The 21,603-nt window shown below is 55.3% G+C and carries 17 protein-coding genes; 4 read left to right on the forward strand and 13 right to left on the reverse strand.

All coding sequences use genetic code 11. The annotated features are described in order from the left end of the window. Positions 1-80 precede the first annotated feature (80 nt). Positions 81-485 carry a DUF1761 domain-containing protein gene (locus ACILP3_RS01200; RefSeq protein WP_395614847.1) on the forward strand — a complete coding sequence of 135 codons (405 nt, stop codon included), beginning with the start codon at positions 81-83 and terminating at the stop codon, positions 483-485. A gap of 13 nt (positions 486-498) precedes the next feature. Here the strand turns inward: ACILP3_RS01200 and ACILP3_RS01205 are convergent, their stop codons facing one another. The 3 genes from ACILP3_RS01205 to serS form a co-directional block, all read right to left on the reverse strand. Continuing rightward, on the reverse strand, positions 499-1,527 hold the full coding sequence (locus ACILP3_RS01205; RefSeq protein WP_395614848.1) for a potassium channel family protein: 1,029 nt from the start codon (positions 1,525-1,527) through the stop codon (positions 499-501). Between the two features lie 89 nt (positions 1,528-1,616). Further along, positions 1,617-2,384 carry a 5'/3'-nucleotidase SurE gene (surE, locus tag ACILP3_RS01210; RefSeq protein ID WP_395614849.1) on the reverse strand — a complete coding sequence of 256 codons (768 nt, stop codon included), beginning with the start codon at positions 2,382-2,384 and terminating at the stop codon, positions 1,617-1,619. Beyond that, the gene (gene serS / locus ACILP3_RS01215) at positions 2,384-3,664 is read right to left on the reverse strand and encodes a serine--tRNA ligase (protein WP_395614850.1); all 1,281 of its coding nucleotides are present in this window, start codon (positions 3,662-3,664) and stop codon (positions 2,384-2,386) included. Before serS ends, surE begins: the two co-directional genes overlap by 1 nt. Before the next feature lie 457 nt (positions 3,665-4,121). On the opposite strand from serS, the gene dksA reads away from it, so the two are divergent. Together dksA and ACILP3_RS01225 are read left to right on the forward strand one after the other, a co-directional pair. Then, entirely contained in the window at positions 4,122-4,487 is a 366-nt protein-coding gene (gene dksA / locus ACILP3_RS01220) for an RNA polymerase-binding protein DksA (protein ID WP_296199528.1), read from the forward strand. Between the two features lie 136 nt (positions 4,488-4,623). Continuing rightward, positions 4,624-5,010: a PilZ domain-containing protein gene (locus ACILP3_RS01225; RefSeq protein ID WP_395614851.1), complete on the forward strand. Its 387-nt coding sequence runs from the start codon at positions 4,624-4,626 to the stop codon at positions 5,008-5,010. Here the strand turns inward: ACILP3_RS01225 and pgl are convergent, their stop codons facing one another. The 7 genes from pgl to ACILP3_RS01260 form a co-directional block, all read right to left on the reverse strand. After that, a complete protein-coding gene (gene pgl, locus ACILP3_RS01230) occupies positions 5,011-5,718 on the reverse strand; it encodes a 6-phosphogluconolactonase (RefSeq protein WP_395614852.1) in 708 nt (235 codons plus the stop codon). A 16-nt stretch (positions 5,719-5,734) separates the two neighbouring features. Then, entirely contained in the window at positions 5,735-6,349 is a 615-nt protein-coding gene (eda, locus tag ACILP3_RS01235; RefSeq protein ID WP_395614877.1) for a bifunctional 4-hydroxy-2-oxoglutarate aldolase/2-dehydro-3-deoxy-phosphogluconate aldolase, read from the reverse strand. A 13-nt stretch (positions 6,350-6,362) separates the two neighbouring features. Next, the gene (locus ACILP3_RS01240) at positions 6,363-7,334 is read right to left on the reverse strand and encodes a glucokinase (protein ID WP_395614853.1); all 972 of its coding nucleotides are present in this window, start codon (positions 7,332-7,334) and stop codon (positions 6,363-6,365) included. Further along, positions 7,331-9,154 carry a phosphogluconate dehydratase gene (gene edd / locus ACILP3_RS01245; protein WP_395614854.1) on the reverse strand — a complete coding sequence of 608 codons (1,824 nt, stop codon included), beginning with the start codon at positions 9,152-9,154 and terminating at the stop codon, positions 7,331-7,333. Before edd ends, ACILP3_RS01240 begins: the two co-directional genes overlap by 4 nt. Then, positions 9,147-10,592 (reverse strand): glucose-6-phosphate dehydrogenase, encoded by a 1,446-nt coding sequence (gene zwf, locus ACILP3_RS01250; protein WP_395614855.1) that lies wholly within the window; start codon positions 10,590-10,592, stop codon positions 9,147-9,149. The genes edd and zwf overlap by 8 nt, the downstream gene beginning before the upstream one ends. A 100-nt stretch (positions 10,593-10,692) precedes the next feature. Further along, complete coding sequence (locus ACILP3_RS01255; RefSeq protein WP_395614856.1) at positions 10,693-11,727, reverse strand: ACP S-malonyltransferase; 1,035 nt, start codon at positions 11,725-11,727, stop codon at positions 10,693-10,695. Next, the gene (locus ACILP3_RS01260; RefSeq protein WP_395614857.1) at positions 11,724-13,916 is read right to left on the reverse strand and encodes a thiamine pyrophosphate-dependent enzyme; all 2,193 of its coding nucleotides are present in this window, start codon (positions 13,914-13,916) and stop codon (positions 11,724-11,726) included. Before ACILP3_RS01260 ends, ACILP3_RS01255 begins: the two co-directional genes overlap by 4 nt. Positions 13,917-14,135: 219 nt before the next feature. On the opposite strand from ACILP3_RS01260, the gene ACILP3_RS01265 reads away from it, so the two are divergent. Further along, positions 14,136-16,730, forward strand: coding sequence for a TonB-dependent receptor (locus ACILP3_RS01265; protein WP_395614858.1), 2,595 nt, complete (start codon positions 14,136-14,138; stop codon positions 16,728-16,730). A 71-nt stretch (positions 16,731-16,801) separates the two neighbouring features. Here ACILP3_RS01265 and ACILP3_RS01270 read toward each other — a convergent pair whose 3' ends face one another. From ACILP3_RS01270 to ACILP3_RS01280, 3 genes are all read right to left on the reverse strand, one after another. Then, positions 16,802-18,997 (reverse strand): 3-hydroxyacyl-CoA dehydrogenase NAD-binding domain-containing protein, encoded by a 2,196-nt coding sequence (locus ACILP3_RS01270; protein ID WP_395614859.1) that lies wholly within the window; start codon positions 18,995-18,997, stop codon positions 16,802-16,804. Between the two features lie 145 nt (positions 18,998-19,142). Next, complete coding sequence (locus ACILP3_RS01275; protein ID WP_395614860.1) at positions 19,143-20,357, reverse strand: acetyl-CoA C-acetyltransferase; 1,215 nt, start codon at positions 20,355-20,357, stop codon at positions 19,143-19,145. Between the two features lie 2 nt (positions 20,358-20,359). Continuing rightward, on the reverse strand, positions 20,360-21,517 hold the full coding sequence (locus ACILP3_RS01280; protein WP_395614861.1) for a CaiB/BaiF CoA transferase family protein: 1,158 nt from the start codon (positions 21,515-21,517) through the stop codon (positions 20,360-20,362). Positions 21,518-21,603 lie beyond the last annotated feature (86 nt).

Raw genomic sequence — 21,603 nt, forward strand, 5'->3', positions numbered from 1 at the left:
CGGCGCATAGCGCGTTTCGGCAGGCTTGTCACGGCTGGCGAACAAGCGCATGATTGATGCTTATAGTTGTGCGAAGGATCATGATGGCTAACGCGAATTTATTAGCAATTTTGGTGGCTGCGGCGACCGGATTTCTGATTGGCGGCCTTTGGTACGGACCTCTGTTCGGCAAGGCATGGATGGCGGAGCATGGATTTACCGAGGAGCAACTGCGCGGTGGCAATATGCTTAAAATCTACGGCCTGACCTTTGCCTTTTCGGTGCTATCGGCAGTGTTTCTTGGCCATTTACTCGCGTTTTTTGATACCAATGCGCGTTCGACGCTCATGATATCTGTCGGCATTTCGCTGGGCTATATCATCCCCGCCATTGGCACCAATTATCTGTTTTCGCGCAAATCGGGCCGGTTGTTCGCGATTGATGCGGGATATTGGCTCGTATTTTACGCAGCGATGGGATTGGTTTTTTTATTGCTGGGGCATTAGGATCAGCCTGTCCCTAAGCTTCTGTCGGTAAGATCTGCACCAGCAAATCGCCTGCTTCCAATTTTTGCGCTTCGGGCTGCCAAAAGCCAAAATTCACGCCATTCCGGTAAATACGAAGGCCAATTCCCTCAGGCAAATCGCGTAAGCTTTTGCCAACTTCGCTTGGGTATACTTCACGTTCCTTAATAATGACCTCGCCGCCGACAGAAGCTAAATCGGTCAAATATTCCGAAATATGTTCGCCATGGCACGAACTGGCCAATAACAACCCAGTAAAACTGACTGGATTGATAACGGTCGTTGCCCCGGCCTGACGCGCGAGCAATTCGTTATCGTCAGCACGTATCACGACGCTGATTGGCACATTGGGCGACAGATGGCGTACAGTCAGCACCATCAAGATGGACGAATCATCGCGTCCGGCGGACACGATCACCGACGACGCCTGCTTAATGCGAACGGCGTTTAGAATTTCGTCTCGCGTGCCATCACCGCACAAAATATTGCAACCCAGATACTCGGCCTCGGCAAGCCGTTCCTCGCTGCTATCAATCACCACAATATCTTTTGGGTCAGTCCCGCGCTTAATAAGCTCATTAACAGCTTGCGACCCGCTGACGCCGAAACCCAAGGTCACAATATGTCCGGACAAGGTTTGCTGAATCTTTTTCATGCGCCATTTTTCCCAACTGCGTTTGATGACAAAATTATAGGCTGTGCCTACGAATATAAAAATGACGGCAATGCGTACCGGCGTCACGATAATCGCTTCGATAAAGCGTGATCGGTCAGACACTGGGGCAATGTCCCCAAACCCCGTAGTGGTGACGGAAATCATCGTGAAATAGACGACATCCAGAAAGCTGATGACGCCGTCATGATTGTCTTTCAAACCAGCCCTGTCAAACCAGTGAATGATGATGACCAACAAAATCAGGAAGAACGCCAGCGACAGCCGAAGGAGCACGTCCGCCCATACCGGCAACTTGCTTGCACGGCGAAGTGCTACTGTGAATTTGGTCGGGATATTGGGATCAGCCATGAATGGATCCACATAGCTTAGAGAAGTGACCTCCGGCGGGTTTTGCGGATTTCGAAATCACCATTAACCTCAACCGCATCCGCAGCCCCTTAAATGTTATATCTATGCTTCAACGTCGCCAAAGATTCATGGTGGGTCAGATCAAGTTGGAGAGGTGTGACTGCAATATAACCATCTTCAATGACTTCAAGGTCGGTGTCATGGCCCGGCGTGTGCAACATGCCGTGCAAACCAAACCAATAATAATCATATCCGCGCGGGTCCGTCCCTTTGACAATCGAACCACGGCTGTAATCATGAAAGCCCTGACGCGCGACTTTGATTCCCTTCACATCTTGCGGCAACAGCGGCGGAAAGTTGATGTTGGTCAATGTGCGCGGCGTGTCTGGCATATCAAGCAACGGACGAAGTACGCGCTCACCCCAAGCTTCGGCCGCCGAAAAGGGGACAGCGTCGGCCATGCCTTCTTTGCCATAGACTTGGCTCAGTGCAATGGAGCGAATGCCGGCCAACGCCCCTTCCATCGCGGCGGAGACCGTGCCTGAATAGGTAACATCATCGCCTAAATTGGCGCCACGGTTGACGCCGGATAGGATCAGGTCAGGCTTTGCGTCCTTCATGATCACACCAATGCCAAGCATAACAGAATCTGTCGGCGTGCCTGAAACCGAATAATGCTTTTCCCCATGCTGGCGAATGCGCACGGGCTTCGTCAGGGTAAGCGAATGGCCAGCGCCAGAGTTTTCCTCCGCAGGCGCAACGATCCAGATGTCATCACTGATCGTGCGGGCGATTGCCTCCAATACCTTAAGACCTGGCGCGTTTACGCCGTCATCATTGGTCAATAATATACGCATTAAGCTGCAAGCTCCAATTTTGTGAGGCCGCCCATGTAAGGCAGCAAAGCAGCCGGAATGATGACACTGCCATCGGCTTGTTGGTGATTTTCGAGAACAGCAACAAGTGTGCGGCCAACCGCGAGGCCGGAGCCATTCAGCGTGTGGACGAATATATTGCCTTTGCCTTCGGCGGGGCGGTAACGGGTGTTCATGCGCCGTGCCTGCCAGTCGCCGCAGTTCGAACAGCTTGAAATTTCACGATATAGCCCTTGACCTGGCAACCAGACCTCAAGATCATAAGTACGTTGCGCGCTGGCACCCATGTCACCTGTGCATAGCAGCATCTTGCGATATGGCAGTTCAAGCGCTTGCAATATACCTTCGGCGCTTTCCACCATGCGTTCATGTTCTGCCGCGCTGTCTTCGGGCCGGACAATGGAGACCAACTCCACCTTTTCAAACTGGTGTTGGCGAATGAGGCCCTTGGTATCGCGCCCTGCTGCGCCTGCTTCGGAACGGAAACATGGGGTCAACGCGGTCAACCGGATCGGCAGTGCGCTTTCGTCCAAAATTTGTTCCCGCACGCTGTTGGTCAACGACACTTCCGCAGTGGGAATGAGCCAGCGGCCATCGGTTGTCTGAAAATTGTCTTCGGCAAATTTAGGAAGCTGCCCGGTTCCAAACAAAGATTCCTGTCGCACCAAATAAGGCGTTGCGCACTCGGTATAGCCGCGCTGTGCAGTTTGATGGTCGAGCATGAATTGACCAAGCGCGCGGTTCAAGCGCGCCATCTGGCCGCGCATGAAGGTAAACCGCGCGCCCGAAATGGCAACGCCTGTTTCAAAGTCGAGGCCAAGGGCGGGACCGATATCCGCATGGTCGCGGGGTTCGAAATCAAAATCGCGCGGTTTGCCCCAGCGAGCAATTTCGACATTCTCGGTCTCATCTGCGCCATCGGGTGTGTCAGCCGTGGGCAAATTCGGTAAGCCTGCAAGCAAGGCGTCGAGTTCCATCCCAGCCGCGCGTTCGCGTTCTTCCAACTGCGGTAAAATGTCTTTCAACTGGGCAACCTCGGCCTTTAATGCCTCGGCGGTTGCGGTATCGCCCTTGCCCATGGCTGCGCCAATGGATTTTGACGCATCATTGCGACGGGCCTGCGCATTTTGCATCTCAGTCAAGATTGCGCGCCGGTTTTCGTCTAACGCAAGGATAGACATCGCAACGGGTTCAGAGCCCCGGCGCATTAACGCAGCATCAAAGTCGGTGGGATTTTCACGGATATATTTTAGGTCATGCATGACGGCAGGCTATGCCCCGCGAGTGGCGGTTTCGCAATGAAAAAGGGCGGCGGAAAGTTGGCGGCGTTTGCGCGGCACTTACACAATGTGGCTTGCCATCGCTTTCTTGGCCGGACATTGCCCGCATGCGGGAACAACGCACTCTTCCTCAGCTAACGGCGTACCCGACCGCAAAATTTTTCATGCATAAACAGCGAACCAGCGCCCGCTGAACATCTTCCAAAGCTTTTGCGCAATTGAAGACGCCGCGTAACATTTGGCTTGTGCCGCATTTGGCCCGAGTCTATAGCGCCGCCAAGAGTGGATTGGACGCAGACTCCTTCGTTCTGGAGGGCCTGCCCCGGGGTGGAGAATTACGATGGGCGTGAGCGCCAAGCCTCAAGATACGACCAACGAAACAAGCGCCGCTGACTTTGGCCTCGACGATTCATATGTACCTGGCGACGAAGAGCCATTTATGAACGATCGGCAGTTGCGATATTTTGAAAAGCAACTCGTTGACTGGAAAAATAGCATCTTGGCGGAGGCCCAAGGAACGCTGAACCAGCTTCAAGATGGCCCCATGCGTGAGCCAGATCTGAACGACCGCGCCTCAAGCGAGACCGATTGGGGTATCGAACTTCGTACCCGCGACCGACAACGTAAGCTTATCGCCAAAATCGAGGCCGCCTTGCGTCGCATCACGGAGGGCGAATATGGTTACTGCCAAGTGACCGGCGAGCCCATTTCTCTCGCACGCCTCCGCGCCCGACCGATTGCAACAATGACACTCGAAGCGCAGGAACGCCACGAACGCCAAGAGCGCGTTTCACGCGACGATTAAACAGCGCGTCAGCCTACCACATTTGGTGGAAAATTACGGCAAAACGCCGAGAAAGCATGCCGCATTAACCTTTTGGCGATGTTTGGATGCCAATGTGCAAGGCCTAGTTAACACTAACCTTGTTTGGCGCTGCAACATGGACGACCAATTGAGCGAGACGCAATGCCCTGCTGCACAACGCAGCGTGAATCGCGACAGCCTTTTGCTTACGGCAATATTACGTTTTCCAGCTACGCAGGAAGAATGGCCGGTGCGCATTCGCAACCTGTCCGCCGGCGGCTTAATGGCCGAACTCCCGAATGGCACAATGCGGGGCGAACTTGTCGAAGTGAACCTGCGCAGCATTGGCTGGATCAGTGGACGCATAGCCTGGGCCACCGAAGGGCGATTGGGTATCGCGTTCGATATTCCGATCAATCCGAAAGATGCGCGCAAACCCGTCGGCGTCTCCGAATTGGATATCCCGCCTTATCTTAAGAAGCTGAACGCAAAGACTATCCCCGGCAAAATGCGCCGAGCCTAATCAGTCGTCGAGGCAGTAAATGTCGACAGGCACGACAATCTTGTCAAGCACGCGGCCAATCGGATAGCTTGATTTGCCACCCTGTTCGATCGCCGCTTCAAGGACCTTGCGCTTTTCTGCACCATTGATCACCAAAATCGCCGTCCGCGCCGCGCCGATGGCGACACCTGTTAAGGTCACACGATTGACGGGCGCTTCGGGTGGTAACGGATCGGGCGCAACGCCCACGGCCCGCACATCTTTGCCGCTGTCCATCGCCGAATCAAAATCAGGGCCGGGGAAGATTGACGCTGTATGGCCATCTACCCCCATGCCGAGCCAGACCAAATCCGGCGGCCAATGGAGGTCCGCCAGCCGTGCATTCGCCGCGCTACCCGCCAGCTTATGGTCGGCGGCATCGCTTGCGATTGGTAGCACCCGCGCACCCTTTGGAATGAAAATTTTGGCAATCATCGCCACATTGGACAAGGGATTGTCGACAGGTACCAATCGATCATCGGTTGGAATAATCGTAACATTTTTCCAACGAATATTAGTTTGAGCAAGCTTTTCCAAAATCGGTTTAGGCGTTGCGCCACCGGGGAATGCTACCAGCGCCTGACCACGGGCATCCAATGCGCTTTCGATGATGAAGCTGACATCGCCTACCACTGCGTCGATCAGATCTTCCGCAGCATCAAAATCCCACCATTCGATTTCTTCGGCCATACGCCTTGTGTCTCCATTATTTCCGTAATGCCGATGCGGCACGCGCTGCCGATTCAATCGCGGCAACATCGGGAACGCCTTTACCAACAAGCCAGCTACCGCCAACACATAAAATTTCCGGAACGGCCAACCAATCTGCTGCTGTATCCTGTTTTATGCCACCCGTTGGGCAAAATTGGCACTGGCCGAATGGACCAATGAGGGCCTTGAGCGCAGGAAGGCCACCATTAGCCTCCGCCGGGAAGAATTTGAAATGCCTCAGTCCCAAATCCAACCCGCGCATGATGTCGCTTGCGCTGGCGATACCGGGCAAGAATGCAATGTCTTTGGCAATTGCTGCCTTGGCCAAATTGTCGGTGAGGCCAGGCGAGACAATAAATTCAGCGCCAGCGGCGATCGCGCATTCTAGACCCGGTATATCAACGATCGTGCCGGCGCCCACAATCGCGCCGGGGACCTTTTTCATCTCGGCAATTCCGTCCAAGGCTGCAGCGGTGCGCAAGGTAACCTCAAGCACAGGAAGTCCGCCCGCAACCAGCGCCTCCGCTATGCCACGCGCATACGCGGCATCTTCAATGACCAGCACCGGAATAACGGGCGCGCTGCGCATGATTTTTTCGATGGCGACCATATGCGATGCATCCTCAAACATGTTGCTGGGCGTAGGCTGCCGCTGCGCCAAAAAGACCGGGCTGCGGATGTCTAATCAGTTTTACGGGGATGGCGGACATCAGCCCTTCAAATCGGCCCTTTGCACGAAACCGTTCGGCAAATCCGGAACGAATGAGGCTATCTTTGATCCGTAAACCAAGCCCACCGGCAATCACTACGCCAGCAAACCCTCCCTGTGCGAGCATAATGTCACCGGCCACACTGCCAAGCGATAGGCAGAAGCGGTCCACCGCTGCGGCGGCAAGACTGTCCTTGCCTGACATGCCCATTTGCCACAAAGTCTTGTCGTCATATTGCTGGACCGCACGCCCCTCAATCGCGGCAAGCGTCTCATAAAGATCGATAAGACCTGGTCCAGACACGACCCGTTCAACAGATACCCGACGGTAACGTTTGCGCAACCGCGCCAAAACGGCGTCCTCAATCGCGTCGAGCGGCGCAAAATCCATATGCCCGCCTTCGGTCGCTTGCACATGATAGGTAGCGCCCTTGCGCCACACATGCGCCACGCCAAGGCCTGTTCCCGGCCCGATAATGCTCAACGTGCCATCCGTAGCAAAATCCTGATCCGGCCCTGTTAGATGCTGAAAATATTCTGGTCCTGCTTGCGCTACGGCATGCCCAACGGCGCCAAAGTCATTCACGATGACAAAATTATCCACCTGCAATTCATCGCACATCATGGAACGACGGATGATCCAAGGGTTGTTGGTTAGCTTGATGATATCAGCGTCCACGGGCCCCGCAATGGCAATCGCCGCCGCGCGCGGGAGGTGCGTGCCATTGAGCCGTTCAAATTCCTGCCACGCCGTCTGGAAACTTGCATGTTCAGCCGTCTTGAGCGTTATCGCCTCGCCAAGCGCCAGCACGCGACCGTCCTGAACCTCGGCTATGGCAAAGCGGGCATGAGTTCCGCCAATATCGACAGCGACAATAGCCGTCATAGTCCCGCAACCGCCAACATGGCCGACCCGCCTTTCTCTGCCTCATCCGCGCCTGCCTGCATCAATGCAAACAGCTCGCGACCCGTGCCTATACGCCGTGCTGGCGTCGGCGCTGGCACGCGCGCCGCCCAGATATCTGCGTCCACCAACACCGACAATGTTCCGGTATTCGCGCAGAGCCGAACGATGTCACCATCCTGAAGCTTAGCAATCGCCCCCCCGCGTGCTCCTTCTGGACTTAAATGGATAGCGGCAGGTACTTTGCCCGACGCGCCCGACATGCGGCCATCGGTCACGAGCGCCACATGAAAGCCCTTATCCTGCAACACACCCAAAGGCGGGGTCAGCTTGTGCAATTCAGGCATGCCGTTGGCTACCGGCCCTTGGAAACGGATAACGACGATGACATCGCGGTCCAATTCGCCCACCTTGAATGCCGCCAATGCCTCATTCTGGTCATGAAACACGCGGACGGGCGCTTCTATGGTCCAGCGGGCAGGATCGACGGCGCTGGTCTTAAATGTTGCACGCCCCAAATTGCCCGTCACCAAACGCATCCCGCCATCGGGGCTGAACGGCGCAGATGGCGGCCGCAACATAGTATCGTCGGCAGTGACGGCTGGCGCGTCGCGCCAGACAAGCTGGTCATCCTCCAACATTGGCTCACGCCCATAATCGGCCAAGTCATCGCACGCGACCGTCATGATATCGCGGTGCAGCAGGCCTGCATTGATCAGTTCGCGAATGACATAGCCCATGCCGCCCGCAGCGTGGAAATGGTTCACATCGCCCGACCCATTCGGATAGACCCGCGCAATGAGCGGCACAGCCGAAGACAGTTGGTCCAAATCTTCCCAATCGATCATGATCCCCGCTGCCCGCGCAATGGCCGGAATGTGCAGTGCATGGTTGGTTGAACCACCCGTTGCGAGCAAGCCAACACAGGCGTTCACAATCGCCTTTTCATCAACACAAAGGCCCAAGGGCCGATAATCATCGCCATCCCAGCCAATTTTGCTCAGGCGGTGGACGGCGGCACGGGTCAATTCGGTCCGCAATTTCGTGCCGGGGTTAATGAAGGCGGAACCGGGTATATGCAGCCCCATGACCTCCATCATCATCTGGTTTGAATTTGCAGTGCCATAAAAGGTGCAGGTACCTGCGCTGTGATAAGACGCCGCCTCCGCTTCTAACAATTCGGCACGGCCGACTTTACCCTCGGCGTAAAGCTGCCGAACGCGTTGCTTTTCTTTATTGGCAAGACCAGATGGCATGGGCCCGGCGGGCACAAATATGGTCGGCAAATGGCCAAAGCGCAACGCCCCGATCAACAGGCCGGGAACAATCTTGTCGCAAATGCCAAGCATCGCAACGCTTTCGAACATACCATGACTCAGCCCCACCGCCGTCGCCATGGCGATAACATCGCGGCTGAACAAGGACAGTTCCATCGAATCCTGCCCCTGTGTCACGCCATCGCACATGGCCGGTGTGGAACCGGCCACTTGCGCGGTGGCGCCAACCTCGCGCGCAAAAATCTTCATCTGCTCTGGGTAACGGCCATAAGGCTGATGCGCGGACAACATGTCGTTATAGGCGCTGACGATGCCTATATTCATAGCCTTACCATCGCGGATCGCCGCCTTGTCCTCGCCACTGGCGGCAAAGCCATGCGCGAGATTACCGCAGCTTAAAGTCGGGCGGTTAACGCCAGCGTCGCGTTGTTTGCCGATCAGGTCGAGATAGGCCTGACGCTGCGGCTTGGAACGTTCAATAATCCGCGCGGTGACGGCTTCGATTGTGACGTGTAATTCACTCATGCCAGCTCACTCCATCGCGTTCAGTCAGGGCAATTGCCGCATTGGGGCCCCAGCTTCCCGCGCCATAGGTTTTTGGCTTTAGCGCCATGGCTTTCCACAAGGCCCGTATGGCATCAATCCACACCCACTGCGCCTCAACCTCATCGCGGCGGACGAATAACGTCTGGTCGCCTTCTACGAGGTCAAGAAGCAGTCTTTCATAGGCAATCCTGCGGCGCGACCCCGCGAACGCGGCGGTGAGCGATAAATCCAGCGGTACTTCGCGCAAGATAACTCCGCCTCGGTCCAGCCCCGGCTCCTTTGCCATCACTAACAACCGCACATATTCCTCAGGTTGCAAACGGATGATAAGCGTATTTGCCTCAAGTTTACCGCCACGGTCGCGGAACACATTGTGCGGGACTGGTTTGAATTGAATGACAATTTCGCTGCGCCGTTCGGGCAGGCGTTTGCCCGTGCGCAGGAAAAATGGCACCCCCTGCCAGCGCCAATTGTCGACATAAGCTTTTATCGCAACAAATGTTTCGGTGTCGGATGCTTTGCCCAAGTCACTTTCATAGCTTTTGACCGCATCGCCTTGAACCGCGCCTTCGGTATATTTGCCCGTCACAACGTCGCCTTCAGTCACCGGACGGAGCGCGCGCAGAACCTTTACCTTTTCGTCGCGAATAGCGGTGGCATCAAGGCTGGCGGGCGGCTCCATCGCGATCAACGCAAGCAATTGCAGCATATGGTTCTGCACCATATCGCGCAGCGCGCCTGTATCATCGTAAAAACCTGCGCGCCCCTCAAGCCCAACTGTCTCGCTGACGGTAATCTGCACATGCGCGATGGCATTGGCGTTCCAAAGCGGTTCGAACAACATATTGGCAAAGCGCAACGCCATGAGGTTCTGGACCGTTTCCTTGCCCAGATAATGGTCAATGCGAAAGGTACGCTTCTCCGGGAATACGGCGTTGACGGCGTCGTTGATATGTCGCGAGGAAGCAAGATCATTGCCCAAGGGTTTTTCAAGGCCGATACGGACATTCTCTCCCGAAAGACCGGCATTATGCAAGCCCTTGATCGTCGCTTCGAACAAAGACGGCGCTGTGGACAGGAAAATCGACAAGCCCCCCGATATATCACCAATCGTCGCCGCCAGTTCGGTAAAGCCATCTGGATTGGACGCATCAAGCGCGACATAATGCAAATGTTGCAGAAAGGCGTCGATCAACCCTTCGGCCTTACGATCATCGGGCAAAAATTCGCACAATGCCCCGCGCGCCATGTCGCGGAAGGCCTCGTCGGTCAGCGCGCTGCGTGCCGTGCCGAAAATGCGTAAATTGGGGTCAATCAACCCATCAGCATGCAAAGCATATAAGGACGGCAACAGCATCCGGCGCGAAAGGTCACCCGTCGCCCCGAACAGCAGCAAGGTTGAGCTATGGTCGCGCATTCCGTCAATCTCCTGGCAAGGCAGCAGACATTTACCCCGCAATTCTCCCTCCCTTTATCCGGAAGCGAGGGGGCGTCTAGCGTTTATTCGTATGCAGTGATTAGCTTAACGCCAACGCGCGCTGTTCAGCCATGCCCATGGAAATGAGGATCGGGTCATTCTGCTGCCGCGCCTGAAAGTCCGCTTTGCTCGACAGACCGCGCCAGCCTGAGGCAATCAACGCCTGAACCGTCGGCGCGCCCAAGGTCGTGCCGGGGCCCAAGACAATGATTGTCTCGGGCGCAAATTCGGCCGCTGCAACCTGAACCGCACGCGTGAAATCATAGCTTTCGGTCAGTTGCGCGCCGAATGTGTAGTCATAAATAGCCTCACGGCTGAACGCGCGCGGGGACCAAATCCGGCCCTGCCCGTCAATCGCCGGAATATCACCAGCCGCGAAATCGCCAACAAGATTGCTAGCCCGCGCCATCGGAACGACATGGTTCAGTAAAGGACTATGGAATGCAGCATGGTGCATAAGTTTTAGAGGAAAACGGTCATCTTTAGGCAGCCGTTCCGTCAACCATTTGAGCCCCGCCTCGTCTGCCGCAAAAACTATCATGCCACCGAGCCGGATGGAAATATCTACGCGTATTTCAGAATTTATACGAGCCTCGGCCAATAAATAATTAACAAATAATATTTTATCTGGCCGCATATTCCAATTGTCATCAACGACTGACCAGACAATTTGTCCGCCGGTTCCATGCTGATGCATGATCCCGCCCATATTATTGACGAGCCGCGCACCTTCCGCGAGATCGACTATGCCTGCGCAAGCCAATGCCAGATACCAGCCCATGGAATTGCCAGTCACGGCAACAATCTCATATCGTTCGCGGTCAATCGCGGCGAAGTCGGCCATGGCGCAGGCATAGATCAACGCCGATGCATTATCGCCCGTCATATGAACCGATGGCGCATATTTGGCGGCATTATCAAGTTGCGAGACAGTCACCTGCCCCAACTCGGTCCGGATGGCATCAACCGTGGCGATAACGTCCTGACGCGCCGCATGATGCGTTTTCAAATAGCCAAGCTCTGCCGCATTATAAGTGCCGCGCCCGGGACAAACGACTAAAGCCCGTTTTTTCACGCCACCGCCGCCCGTGCCGCTTCGATGATTGAGGCTTTGCTCGGCAATACCAGTTCAGCCGCTGGGCCCAATGGGATGAAGCAATCCTCGGCCGTAATACGGCTGACGGCGTCGCCACGTCCGGCTTCGGTTAAGATGGTCATCAACTTCTCGCTCAGGCTTCCCGATTTTCGGCATTCATCAACAATCAAAATTTTCCCGCAATCCGCCACAGCCGCAACAGTCGCCTCAGCATTTAACGGGTGCAACCAGCGTAGATCGATAATCCGCAGATCAATCCCCTCTGCCTTTAATTCATCCGCCGCTTGCCGCGAAAGGAAATAACCATTTCCGTATGTTATGATAGCAAGTTCAGTACCCTTACCAAATTGACCGAGCGTACCAAGGGCAATAACCTTGTCTTGATCCGGTGCCACATAAGGTGCGCTCCAACCGCCGTCGTCCGCCTGCTGCAGGTCGGCCGTGTGATATAATGCGATCGGTTCAATAAAGACCACCACCCGCCCATCTTCATGCGCCAGACGAACGCATTCCCGCAACATCGCTGGCGCGTCAGCGGCGCTGGATGGACAGGCAACGATAATGCCTGGAATATCGGTAAGGACGGCCAAGCTATTGTCATTATGGAAATGCCCGCCAAAGCCCTTTTGATAAGGCAGGCCGGCAATGCGGATAACCATCGGGTTGCGATATTGCTGGTTCGAAAAGAAAGATAAGGTCGCCGCTTCGCCGCGAATCTGATCCTCGGCATTATGCAGATAGGCCAGAAACTGAATTTCCGGGATCGGAACAAAGCCGTTATGCGCCATGCCAATGGCAAGACCCAAGATCGTTTGTTCGTCCAGCAAGGTGTCGAACACACGCACGGGGCCGAATTTCTCCTGTAAGCCCTGTGTCACGCCATAAACGCCACCCTTGCGCGCGACATCTTCGCCAAACGCCGCGACATTGGGATATTGCAGCATGATATCTGCCAAAGCAAAATTGATGCTTTTGGCCAAGGTCGCTGGCTTGGCAAGGTTGCGCGCGTCATGCGCGAACAGGGCATCACGCGCCGCCATATCAGACAGTGGCTGCGGCGGCTTTTCGGATTTCGCGGGCTCAATCGACGCCATAACCTCTGCCGCCGTCAATAGTCGCGGCTTTGATAGCGCCTCGCGTGCCACCCAGTCGACCCGCGCACGCATATCTTCATAGCGCGCAACAATCTCCGCGCCTGACATGCCTGCGTGCTCATGCAAGATCCGCGCGCTGTGCAGCAATGGGTCCTGCGCCTCTGCGGCCTCAATCTGCGCGACGGAGGCGTAGCTTAATTCAACATCCGCACCGGCATGCCCCATCAGTCGGATCGTCTGCATGTGCAGGAACACCGGTTTACGCCGTGCGCGGGCATAGGTCACCGCCTCTGCGCATCCGCGCAGCGCGTCACGCATGTCCGCACCGTCGCAGCTAATGTAATGCAGCGCCGGCCTATGCGCGAAGTTAGCGGCGATCCACCCGCCCGGCGTGCGCACGGAAATCCCTATGCCATTATCCTCACACAAAAAGACAATAGGCATCGGTAAATGCTGATACGCGGCCCAGCACGCGGCGTTGAACGCGCCTTGCGAGGTTGAATGGTTCGCAGACGCATCGCCGAACGAACATAAAATTACCGCATCCTGCGGCAGCACAGCATCGGCAAGCTGCAAGCGTTGCGCCATGCCCAATGAATGCGCCGCGCCAACGGCCTTAGGGAGATGGGACGCAATCGTGCTGGTTTGCGGCGGGACAAAGCTATGTGCGCAGCCCAATACTTTGTGCCGCCCACCCGAGATCGGGTCATCAGCCGACGCAGCGAAGGACAAAGCCATGTCATGTAACGGCGTCAGGCCGCCCGCTTGCTTCTTACGCTGGATCAGGAACGCAGCATCGCGGTAATGCAGGAATGCCATATCCGTCGCGCGCGTTGCCGCCGCCATTGCGGCTGTGCCCTCATGCCCCGAACTGCCAATGGAATAGAAAGTGTTGCCCTTGGAACGCCGTGCCCAAAGGTCGAGATGGCGGCTCATAATCTGACTATCGAACAGATCCACAAGCACGTGCGGCGCAACCATTTCGACAATGTGGTTGATACGCGAATGTGGAAAGTCATGCGCAGCGACGCGGCGGGAAAATGCCTCGTCCAAAATCGTGGGGCGGTCAAACATAGCCTAGGATAATTAACGTCATAAGGCACAAAAGCCACAGTAAAATGATATCTTCAATCGCGTGATTAAATTGCTGGATTTGTGAAATTTCGGCGATAGGATGATGGCTGCTTAGAGTTTCTTCCCGGAATAATCCCACCCGGGAAGCGTTAAGAGCGCCGCCAACCATATATGAGCAGCAAATGCCAATGGGTGGTCGGTTAAATGGAGGAGAGAGAAATGCGTCGATTTAATCGTGTGATTACCGCTGCCTTGTGCAGCACCATCTGCAGCGCGATGTTAGTGCCTGCAGCTTACGCCCAAACAGCCCAAGCCGAAGAAGACAGTGGTGATGAACCCATCATTGTGACCGCGACATTGCGCGCAATGGATGTGCAGGACATTCCGCTGGCCGTGACCGCCGTCGCGCCAGAGGCGCTGGAGCGCGAGGGCGTATCGGACATCAAGACGCTGTCCTCCATCTCACCAAGCTTCAACATTCAGTCGTCGCAGACTGAAACGCAAGGCACGTCGATTAAAATTCGTGGCGTCGGCACAACGGGTAATAACACCGGCCTCGAAAGCTCGGTTGGCGTCTTCATTGATGGCGTTTACCAGTCACGCCCAGGCGTTGCGTTGGGCGATCTTGTCGACCTGGAGCGTCTCGAAATCCTGCGCGGCCCGCAAGGTACATTGTTTGGCCGCAACACGTCGGCTGGTGCGTTGAACATCACAACAAAACGCCCTAACCTGTCTGAAGTCGAAGGCTTTGCCAACGCCTCATACGGCAACTACAACTTCATGAATGCGCAGGGCGGCGTGAGCGTTCCCGTGGTACAAGACGTAGCCGCCATTCGCTTGTCGGGCACATGGCGCAAGCGTGACGGTTACTTGAAAAGCTCAACTGGCGCTGAAAGCAACAACCGCGACCGTTACCTCATTCGTGGTCAATTATATGTAGAGCCCAATGCAGATGTCAGCATCCGCATTGTCGGCGACTATTCCAAGGTAGACGAAAATTGCTGTGACGCGGTTATCGTGCGTGAAACGGAACTCGCACCTTTCTCGGCATTCCATGGATTGGCCAATGACGGCGTTGCAGAATCCGGAAAGTCAGCGCTTAAAAATCTGGCCACAAACAGCCAGACGTTTTTCAATGGCGCAAAACAATGGGGCATTTCCGGTGAAGTCAAATGGGACCTTGGCGGTGCAAAACTGACGTATGTCGGTTCCTATCGCGACTTTAAATCCAGTTCGACGGCTGAGTCCGATTTCACGAGCCTGAAAATTTTCACAACTGGTGTCGGCGGCTCGATTCAGGCTCCGGGTGTTCTGCCCAATGGTGACCGGATTAAAACGTTCACGCAGGAACTCCGGTTGCAAGGTACCGCGCTTAACGATTCTCTAGATTGGTTGATCGGTGGTTTCTATTCAAAGGAAAAGATTGCTGCACAGCAAACCATGTCCTTCGGTGCCGACTATCAAGCCGCGAACAGCGCATTTAACTTTGCGAATGCGGCAGGCGTAAATCCATTGTTTGCGCTCACTGCTTTGGGTTCTGGCGGAACAGCGGCGGCTCCAACGATCGGTGCGCCCGTCAATTCGAACAATTCTTTTGGTAACAACCTGTTTTCGCAAGATGCCGAAAGCTATTCAATTTTTACGCACAATGTCTTCAACGTAACGGATAAATTGAGCCTAACAGTTGGCGCGCGCTATGTCTCTGAAACGAAGGATGCATCCTTCGGTCAAATCAGCGCAAGCAACGCAGCATGCCAAGCAAGCGTCAACGGCGTACTGACAGGTCGCGTGCCCGGTGCGCTTGCGCCTGGTTTGGTAGGCCTCAACTGCTTTCCCTTTGCCGTTCCGGTCAACCTGACTGCACCGGCTGCTGCCGGAGGTGGTTTGGCCAGCTCGAAATTGCCTTTGCCGCGTGCATGGTCCAACCAATTTGAAGATGACGAAATCACCTACACAGGTCAGATTGGTTATAAGGCAAATGAAGATTTGCTGCTCTATGCCAGCTATAGCCACGGGTTTAAGTCTGGCGGGTTCAACCTCGACCCGACCGCAGCCAACCTAACGAACTCTACTGCAGTTCTGACGACTGGCGCAGCGCCGGTTTATGCCGACCCACGGTTCAAATCGGAGAAGGTCAACCAGATCGAACTCGGCGTGAAAGCTACCTTTGGTCCGATCAAGGCCAACCTTGCCTTGTTCGACATGAAGATGAGCGATTTCCAAGTTCTGGAATTCACTGGCGTCCAGTTCCTCACCTTCAACGTTAATTCTGCACGTTCGACAGGGGCCGAGCTTGAGCTGTTCGGAGACTTTGGTAATTATATGCGGGGCAATCTTGCGGTGACATATGCAAATGCCCGCTATCCAAGTGATTGCGCCGACGGTGTTGCCGCAAGCGCTCTTGGCTCTGTAGTGCGACTCTGCGGCCAAGACCTCACCAATGCACCGAAGCTAACGGGTGTGGCGGGCCTGACCTATGACGGTCCGCTCAACAGCTCAGGCTGGGGCTTGCTCCTCAATGGCAGCGTTAACTATTCCGATAGCCGCACGACCCGTACGATTAATCTTGATACCAACAATCTGCCGATCCCACTGGCGCTGCAGGAAAATTATTTCAAGATGAACGCACGCATCGGTCTTACCACGCCAGATGGGCGCTATACGTTCGAGCTTTGGGGTACAAACCTGACCAACGAAATTACGCGAGGGGTTACGGCCAACACGCCGCTGCGTGGCGCAGCTGGTACACGCTCGTTAATTGGTTTCGTGGAAGAGCCACGCATGTACGGCCTGACCGTCCGCGCCAAGTTCTAATCCAACGACACAAACAAAAAGGGCGGCCTCCGCGTGGAGGTCGCCCTTTTTTGTGCCTTACTTGCGGGTGTTTATGCCGCAGCTTTATACAAAGTCTCGCCCTTGTCCGCCATTTCGCGGAAGCTTTTGGGTGGCGCAAACCGGTGACCAAAACGTTGTGCCAAATTGTCGGCGGTGCGGACGAAATTCTCAAGGCCAACGGTATCGATATAGCTCATGGGACCGCCCGTATAAGGTGCAAAGCCCCAACCAAAGATCGCGCCCAAATCCGCGCTTTGCGGATCCTTGACAACATCTTCTTCAAAGCACTGCGCCGTCGCAATCAGTTGGATATACAACAAACGCTGCTTCACCTCTTCCACCGACGGCTGTTCCTCGGCCAGCGGATAATGCTCGGCCATGCCCTGCCATAGGCTCAGGCGCTCGCCCTTGGCATCATAATCATAAAAGCCAGAGCCAAAGCGGCGGCCCTTGCGGCCAAGCTTGACCACCATCAACTCCATAAAGTCTTCAGTGCCGCTTGGCTGATAAGCGTCGCCCAGTTCTTTCTTGGTCGACTGCATAACGTCATAGCCCAGTTGCAAAGTGGTCTCGTCAAGCAACGCCAGCGGGCCGATGGGCATACCAAGTGCCTTGGCGGCATTTTCGATCAGAGCGGGCTTCACGCCCTCCGTCACCAGCTTCATCGCCTCACCCATATAAGGCGGGAACACGCGGTTGGTAAAGAATCCGCGCACATCCTTCACGACAATCGGCGTTTTCTTAATCTTGGCGTTATAATCAAACGCTGCTGCCAAGGCACGATCACCCGTCAACGCGCCCGGAATAATCTCCAACAACGGCATCTTTTCAACGGGTGAGAAGAAGTGCAGCCCGACAAACAATTCAGGACGTGACGAATTTTTCGCCAAACCGGAAATCGGCAGGGTCGACGTATTGGACGCAAAAACGACATCTGGACGAATGACCGCTTCTGCCTTTTTGATAACATCGGCCTTTACATCAGGACGTTCGAAAACGGCTTCGATGATCAGATCGACATCTTTCAGATCGTCATAATTGTCCGTTGGCGTAATCCGCGCCATGAAGGCGTCACCGGCTTCTTTGGTCATCTTGCCACGGCTGACGGCCTTGTCGATGATTTTGCGGCTGTAATCGACTGCCTTGTTGGCGTCTTCTAGGCTACGGTCGAGAACAACGACGTCCATGCCACCCTTCACGGTAACATGCGTGATGCCCGACCCCATAAGGCCGCCGCCCAACACGCCAACCTTCTTAATCTCAACCGGCGGCATGCCTGCGGGACGGCCAGCGCCCTTTTCGGCGGCCTGCTTGTTAATGAACAAGGTACGGATCATGTTCTTGGCTTGGCTGCCCGAAAGCAACTTGGTGAAATATTTCGATTCCACACGCAGCGCGGTGTCGATTGGCAGGATCGAGCCTTCATACAGGCACGACAGAATCGCCTTTATGGCATCGAAATTGCCTTTGCTTTCCTTGTGCGCCATGGCGTTGAGGCCAACGAATAACTGCACGGCGCGCGGCTCCATTGCCCCTGCCCCACCTGGGAATTTGAAATCCTTCTTATCCCAAGGCGCGATAACCTTCGGATTGGCCTTCACCCATGCCTTGGCATTGGCAACCAAGTCAGCTGCTGGCGCGACTTCGTGGACCAGGCCTTGTGCTTTTGCCGTTGCCGGGTCGAGCGCCTTACCTTGAATGATCATCATCGCTGCATTCTGCAGGCCAATCAGGCGCGGCGTCCTTTGTGTGCCGCCGCCACCGGGCAGCAAGCCAACCATGACTTCCGGCATGCCAAGCTGAATTTTCGGATTGTCAGCGACAACGCGGTAATGACATGCAAGCGCAAGTTCCAAACCGCCACCCAATGCCAGACCATTTAGCGCGCATGCAATGGGCTTGGCCGAAACTTTGCCGCTGCTCAGGTCCTTGGCAGACTGGCCACCCGTTTCCATTTTGCGCAGCAATGCGTTCAGGGCAAATGCTTGGTCAAAAGCTTCCTTGGTGCTGTTCGCCTTCGCGCCGCCCAGCATCGTAAGGTCAGCGCCAGCCAAGAAACCGGATTTTTTGCCCGAGGTAATGACCGCGCCCTTTACGGCTTCGTTGGTCGTAAAATCATCAACCCATTTGCCGAATTCTTCAATCAACGCGCCATTCCACACATTCATGGAGGCATCGGGCAGATCGATTGTCAAAAGCGCGATGCCATCGGCGTCGATATCGACGGAGAAAGTATTGTAAGTCATATCTTCGTTCCTTGTTCGCGCGTTTTCGCGCCAATCTAAAACTTTGTCACCCCCGGCTTGATCGGGGGTCCATGACCATATCCGTCGGTTTACGCTGACGTGCCGGACCATGGATCCCCGCGTTCGCGAGGATGACAAAACTAGGTTAATTCACACGTTCGATGATGGTTGCGGTGCCCATGCCTGCGCCGATGCACAAGGTGGTGAGCGCAGTCGACTTGCCGGACCGCTCCAGCTCATCGAGCACCGTCCCGAGGATCATCGCACCTGTTGCCCCCAAAGGATGGCCCATGGCGATTGCGCCGCCGTTCACATTGATATCGGAATGATCGATATGCATCGCTTCCATGAAACGTAGGACAACCGAAGCAAAAGCCTCGTTCAATTCCCACACGTCTATGTCGTTTTTGTCCATCCCTGCACGCGCCAGTGCCTTTTGCGCAGCAAATTCGGGGCCAGTAAGCATGATGGAAGGTTCCGAACCGACAGAAGCCATCGACACAATCCGCGCCCGCGCCTTCAGGCCGTATTTTTCGCCAGCTTCCTTAGTGCCGATCAGCACGGCTGCAGAACCATCCACAATACCTGAGCTGTTGCCAGCATGGTGGACATGATTGATCTTTTCGACGTCGGGATAGCGCATGATGGCAATGTCATCAAAGCCGGGCATCATCGTGCCCATCATCTGGAATGCAGGTGCCAATGCGCCCAAGGACTGCATATCGGTTTGCGGACGCATCAATTCATCATGGTCAAGCACGACCTCACCAATGACATCCTTGATAGGCAGGATGGAGCGCGCAAAGCGCTTCTCGGCCCATGCACGGCCTGCACGCTTCTGGCTTTCAACGGCATAAGCGTCGACATCGTCGCGGCTGTAACCATATTTGGTGGCGATAAGGTCGGCCGAGATACCTTGCGGGATGAAGTAATTGGCAATCGCCGAACGTGGGTCGATAGGCCATGCGCCGCCGTCTGAACCCATGGGCACGCGGCTCATCGATTCAATACCGCCGCCAACCGCAAGATCGCATTCGCCGGATTTCACCTTGGCAGCGGCGATGTTCGATGCCTCAAGGCCAGAACCACAAAAACGGTTCACTTGAATACCCGAAGTTGTGTGCGGATAGCCAGCGGCGAGGATCGCGGTGCGCGTAATGACTGCGCCTTGTTCTCCCACGGGCGAAACGCAACCAAAGGCCACATCCTCAATCTCTTCGCCCGACAGGCCATTACGATCACGAATTGCCGCCAAGACCTGCGCTGCCAGATCGATGGGCGTAATTTCATGCAACGCACCATCGGGGCGGCCCTTGCCACGCGGGCTGCGCACCGCATCATAAATATAGGCTTCAGTCATATTTAATCCTTATTTGTGACCACAGCGCCCGCCGCGATCAATTGGGAGATTTCATGTTCACCAAGGCCAGCCTCGGTCAATATATCGGCATAATCGCCGCCTTTGGTTGCAATATCGAAATGGGTAGCCAGTGGCTGCGTTGCAAGTCGCGGCGCAACTTGCGGATGCAACCAGCGACCATCCTGCACAAAGGCCTGCCGCGCGGCGTTTGCAGGGTGGGATGCGGCCTCGACATAATCCAGCACTGGCGTAACGCACGCGTCGGTTCCGGCAAAAATCGCCTCCCATTCGTCGCGGGTTTTGGTCGCGAATACATCTTCCAGCAGTTCATGCTGCTGAGCCCAAGCCGAGCGGTCATGCTGCCCGCCATAGGCATCCTTGTCGACAGGCAAACGCTCCATCATCGCGGCGAAAAACTGCGGTTCGATGCAGCCAACGGCCATAAACTTACCGTCAGACGTCATATAACAACGGTAGAATGGCATCGCCCCGTCGAGCAAATTTGCCTCACGCTGCGTGTGCCATTGGCCAAGCCCGGTCATGCCATGCACAAAGCTCATCAGGCTGTTGGTGCCATCGACAATCGCCGCATCCACGATATTGCCTTTACCAGTCCGTGCGCGTTCCAATAAGGCCGCAAGGATACCATTGACGAGAAACATTGACCCGCCGCCAAAATCGCCGATCATGTTGAGCGGCGGAACCGGCGGCTGCCCATGCTTTCCAATCGCGTTCAAAACACCCGTCATGCCGATATAATTAATGTCATGTCCGGCCATTTGGTTCCATGGCCCCTTCTGACCCCAACCAGTCATCCGGCCATAGATAAGACGGGGGTTAAGAGCGTGGCAAACATCAGGGCCAACCCCCATCCGTTCCGTCACACCCGGCCGCAGTCCTTCGATCAAGACATCCGCAGATTCAACCAGCTTCAACAATGCGGTAACCGCTTCGGGTTTCTTCAAATCAAGGATAATTGATTTTTTACCCCGCGCATCAATGGCCTTGGGCACGATTGAGCCACCTGGCCTGTCGATGACAATCACATCTGCACCCATGTCCGCCAGCAACTGTCCCGCATAAGGCCCCGGCCCAATACCGGCGAGCTCGACAATCTTTATGCCGCTTAAGGGACCGGACTTGGCGCGAGAATCGGTCATGACGTGGGCTCCGTTACGATAGGCGTTTAATCGCCCGATTAAGACACGTCTTTTAAGGTGCCCACGCACTTGACGCAAGCGTCAAC

Origin of the sequence: Sphingorhabdus sp., assembly GCF_044239665.1 — a bacterium.
Classification (GTDB): domain Bacteria; phylum Pseudomonadota; class Alphaproteobacteria; order Sphingomonadales; family Sphingomonadaceae; genus Sphingorhabdus_B.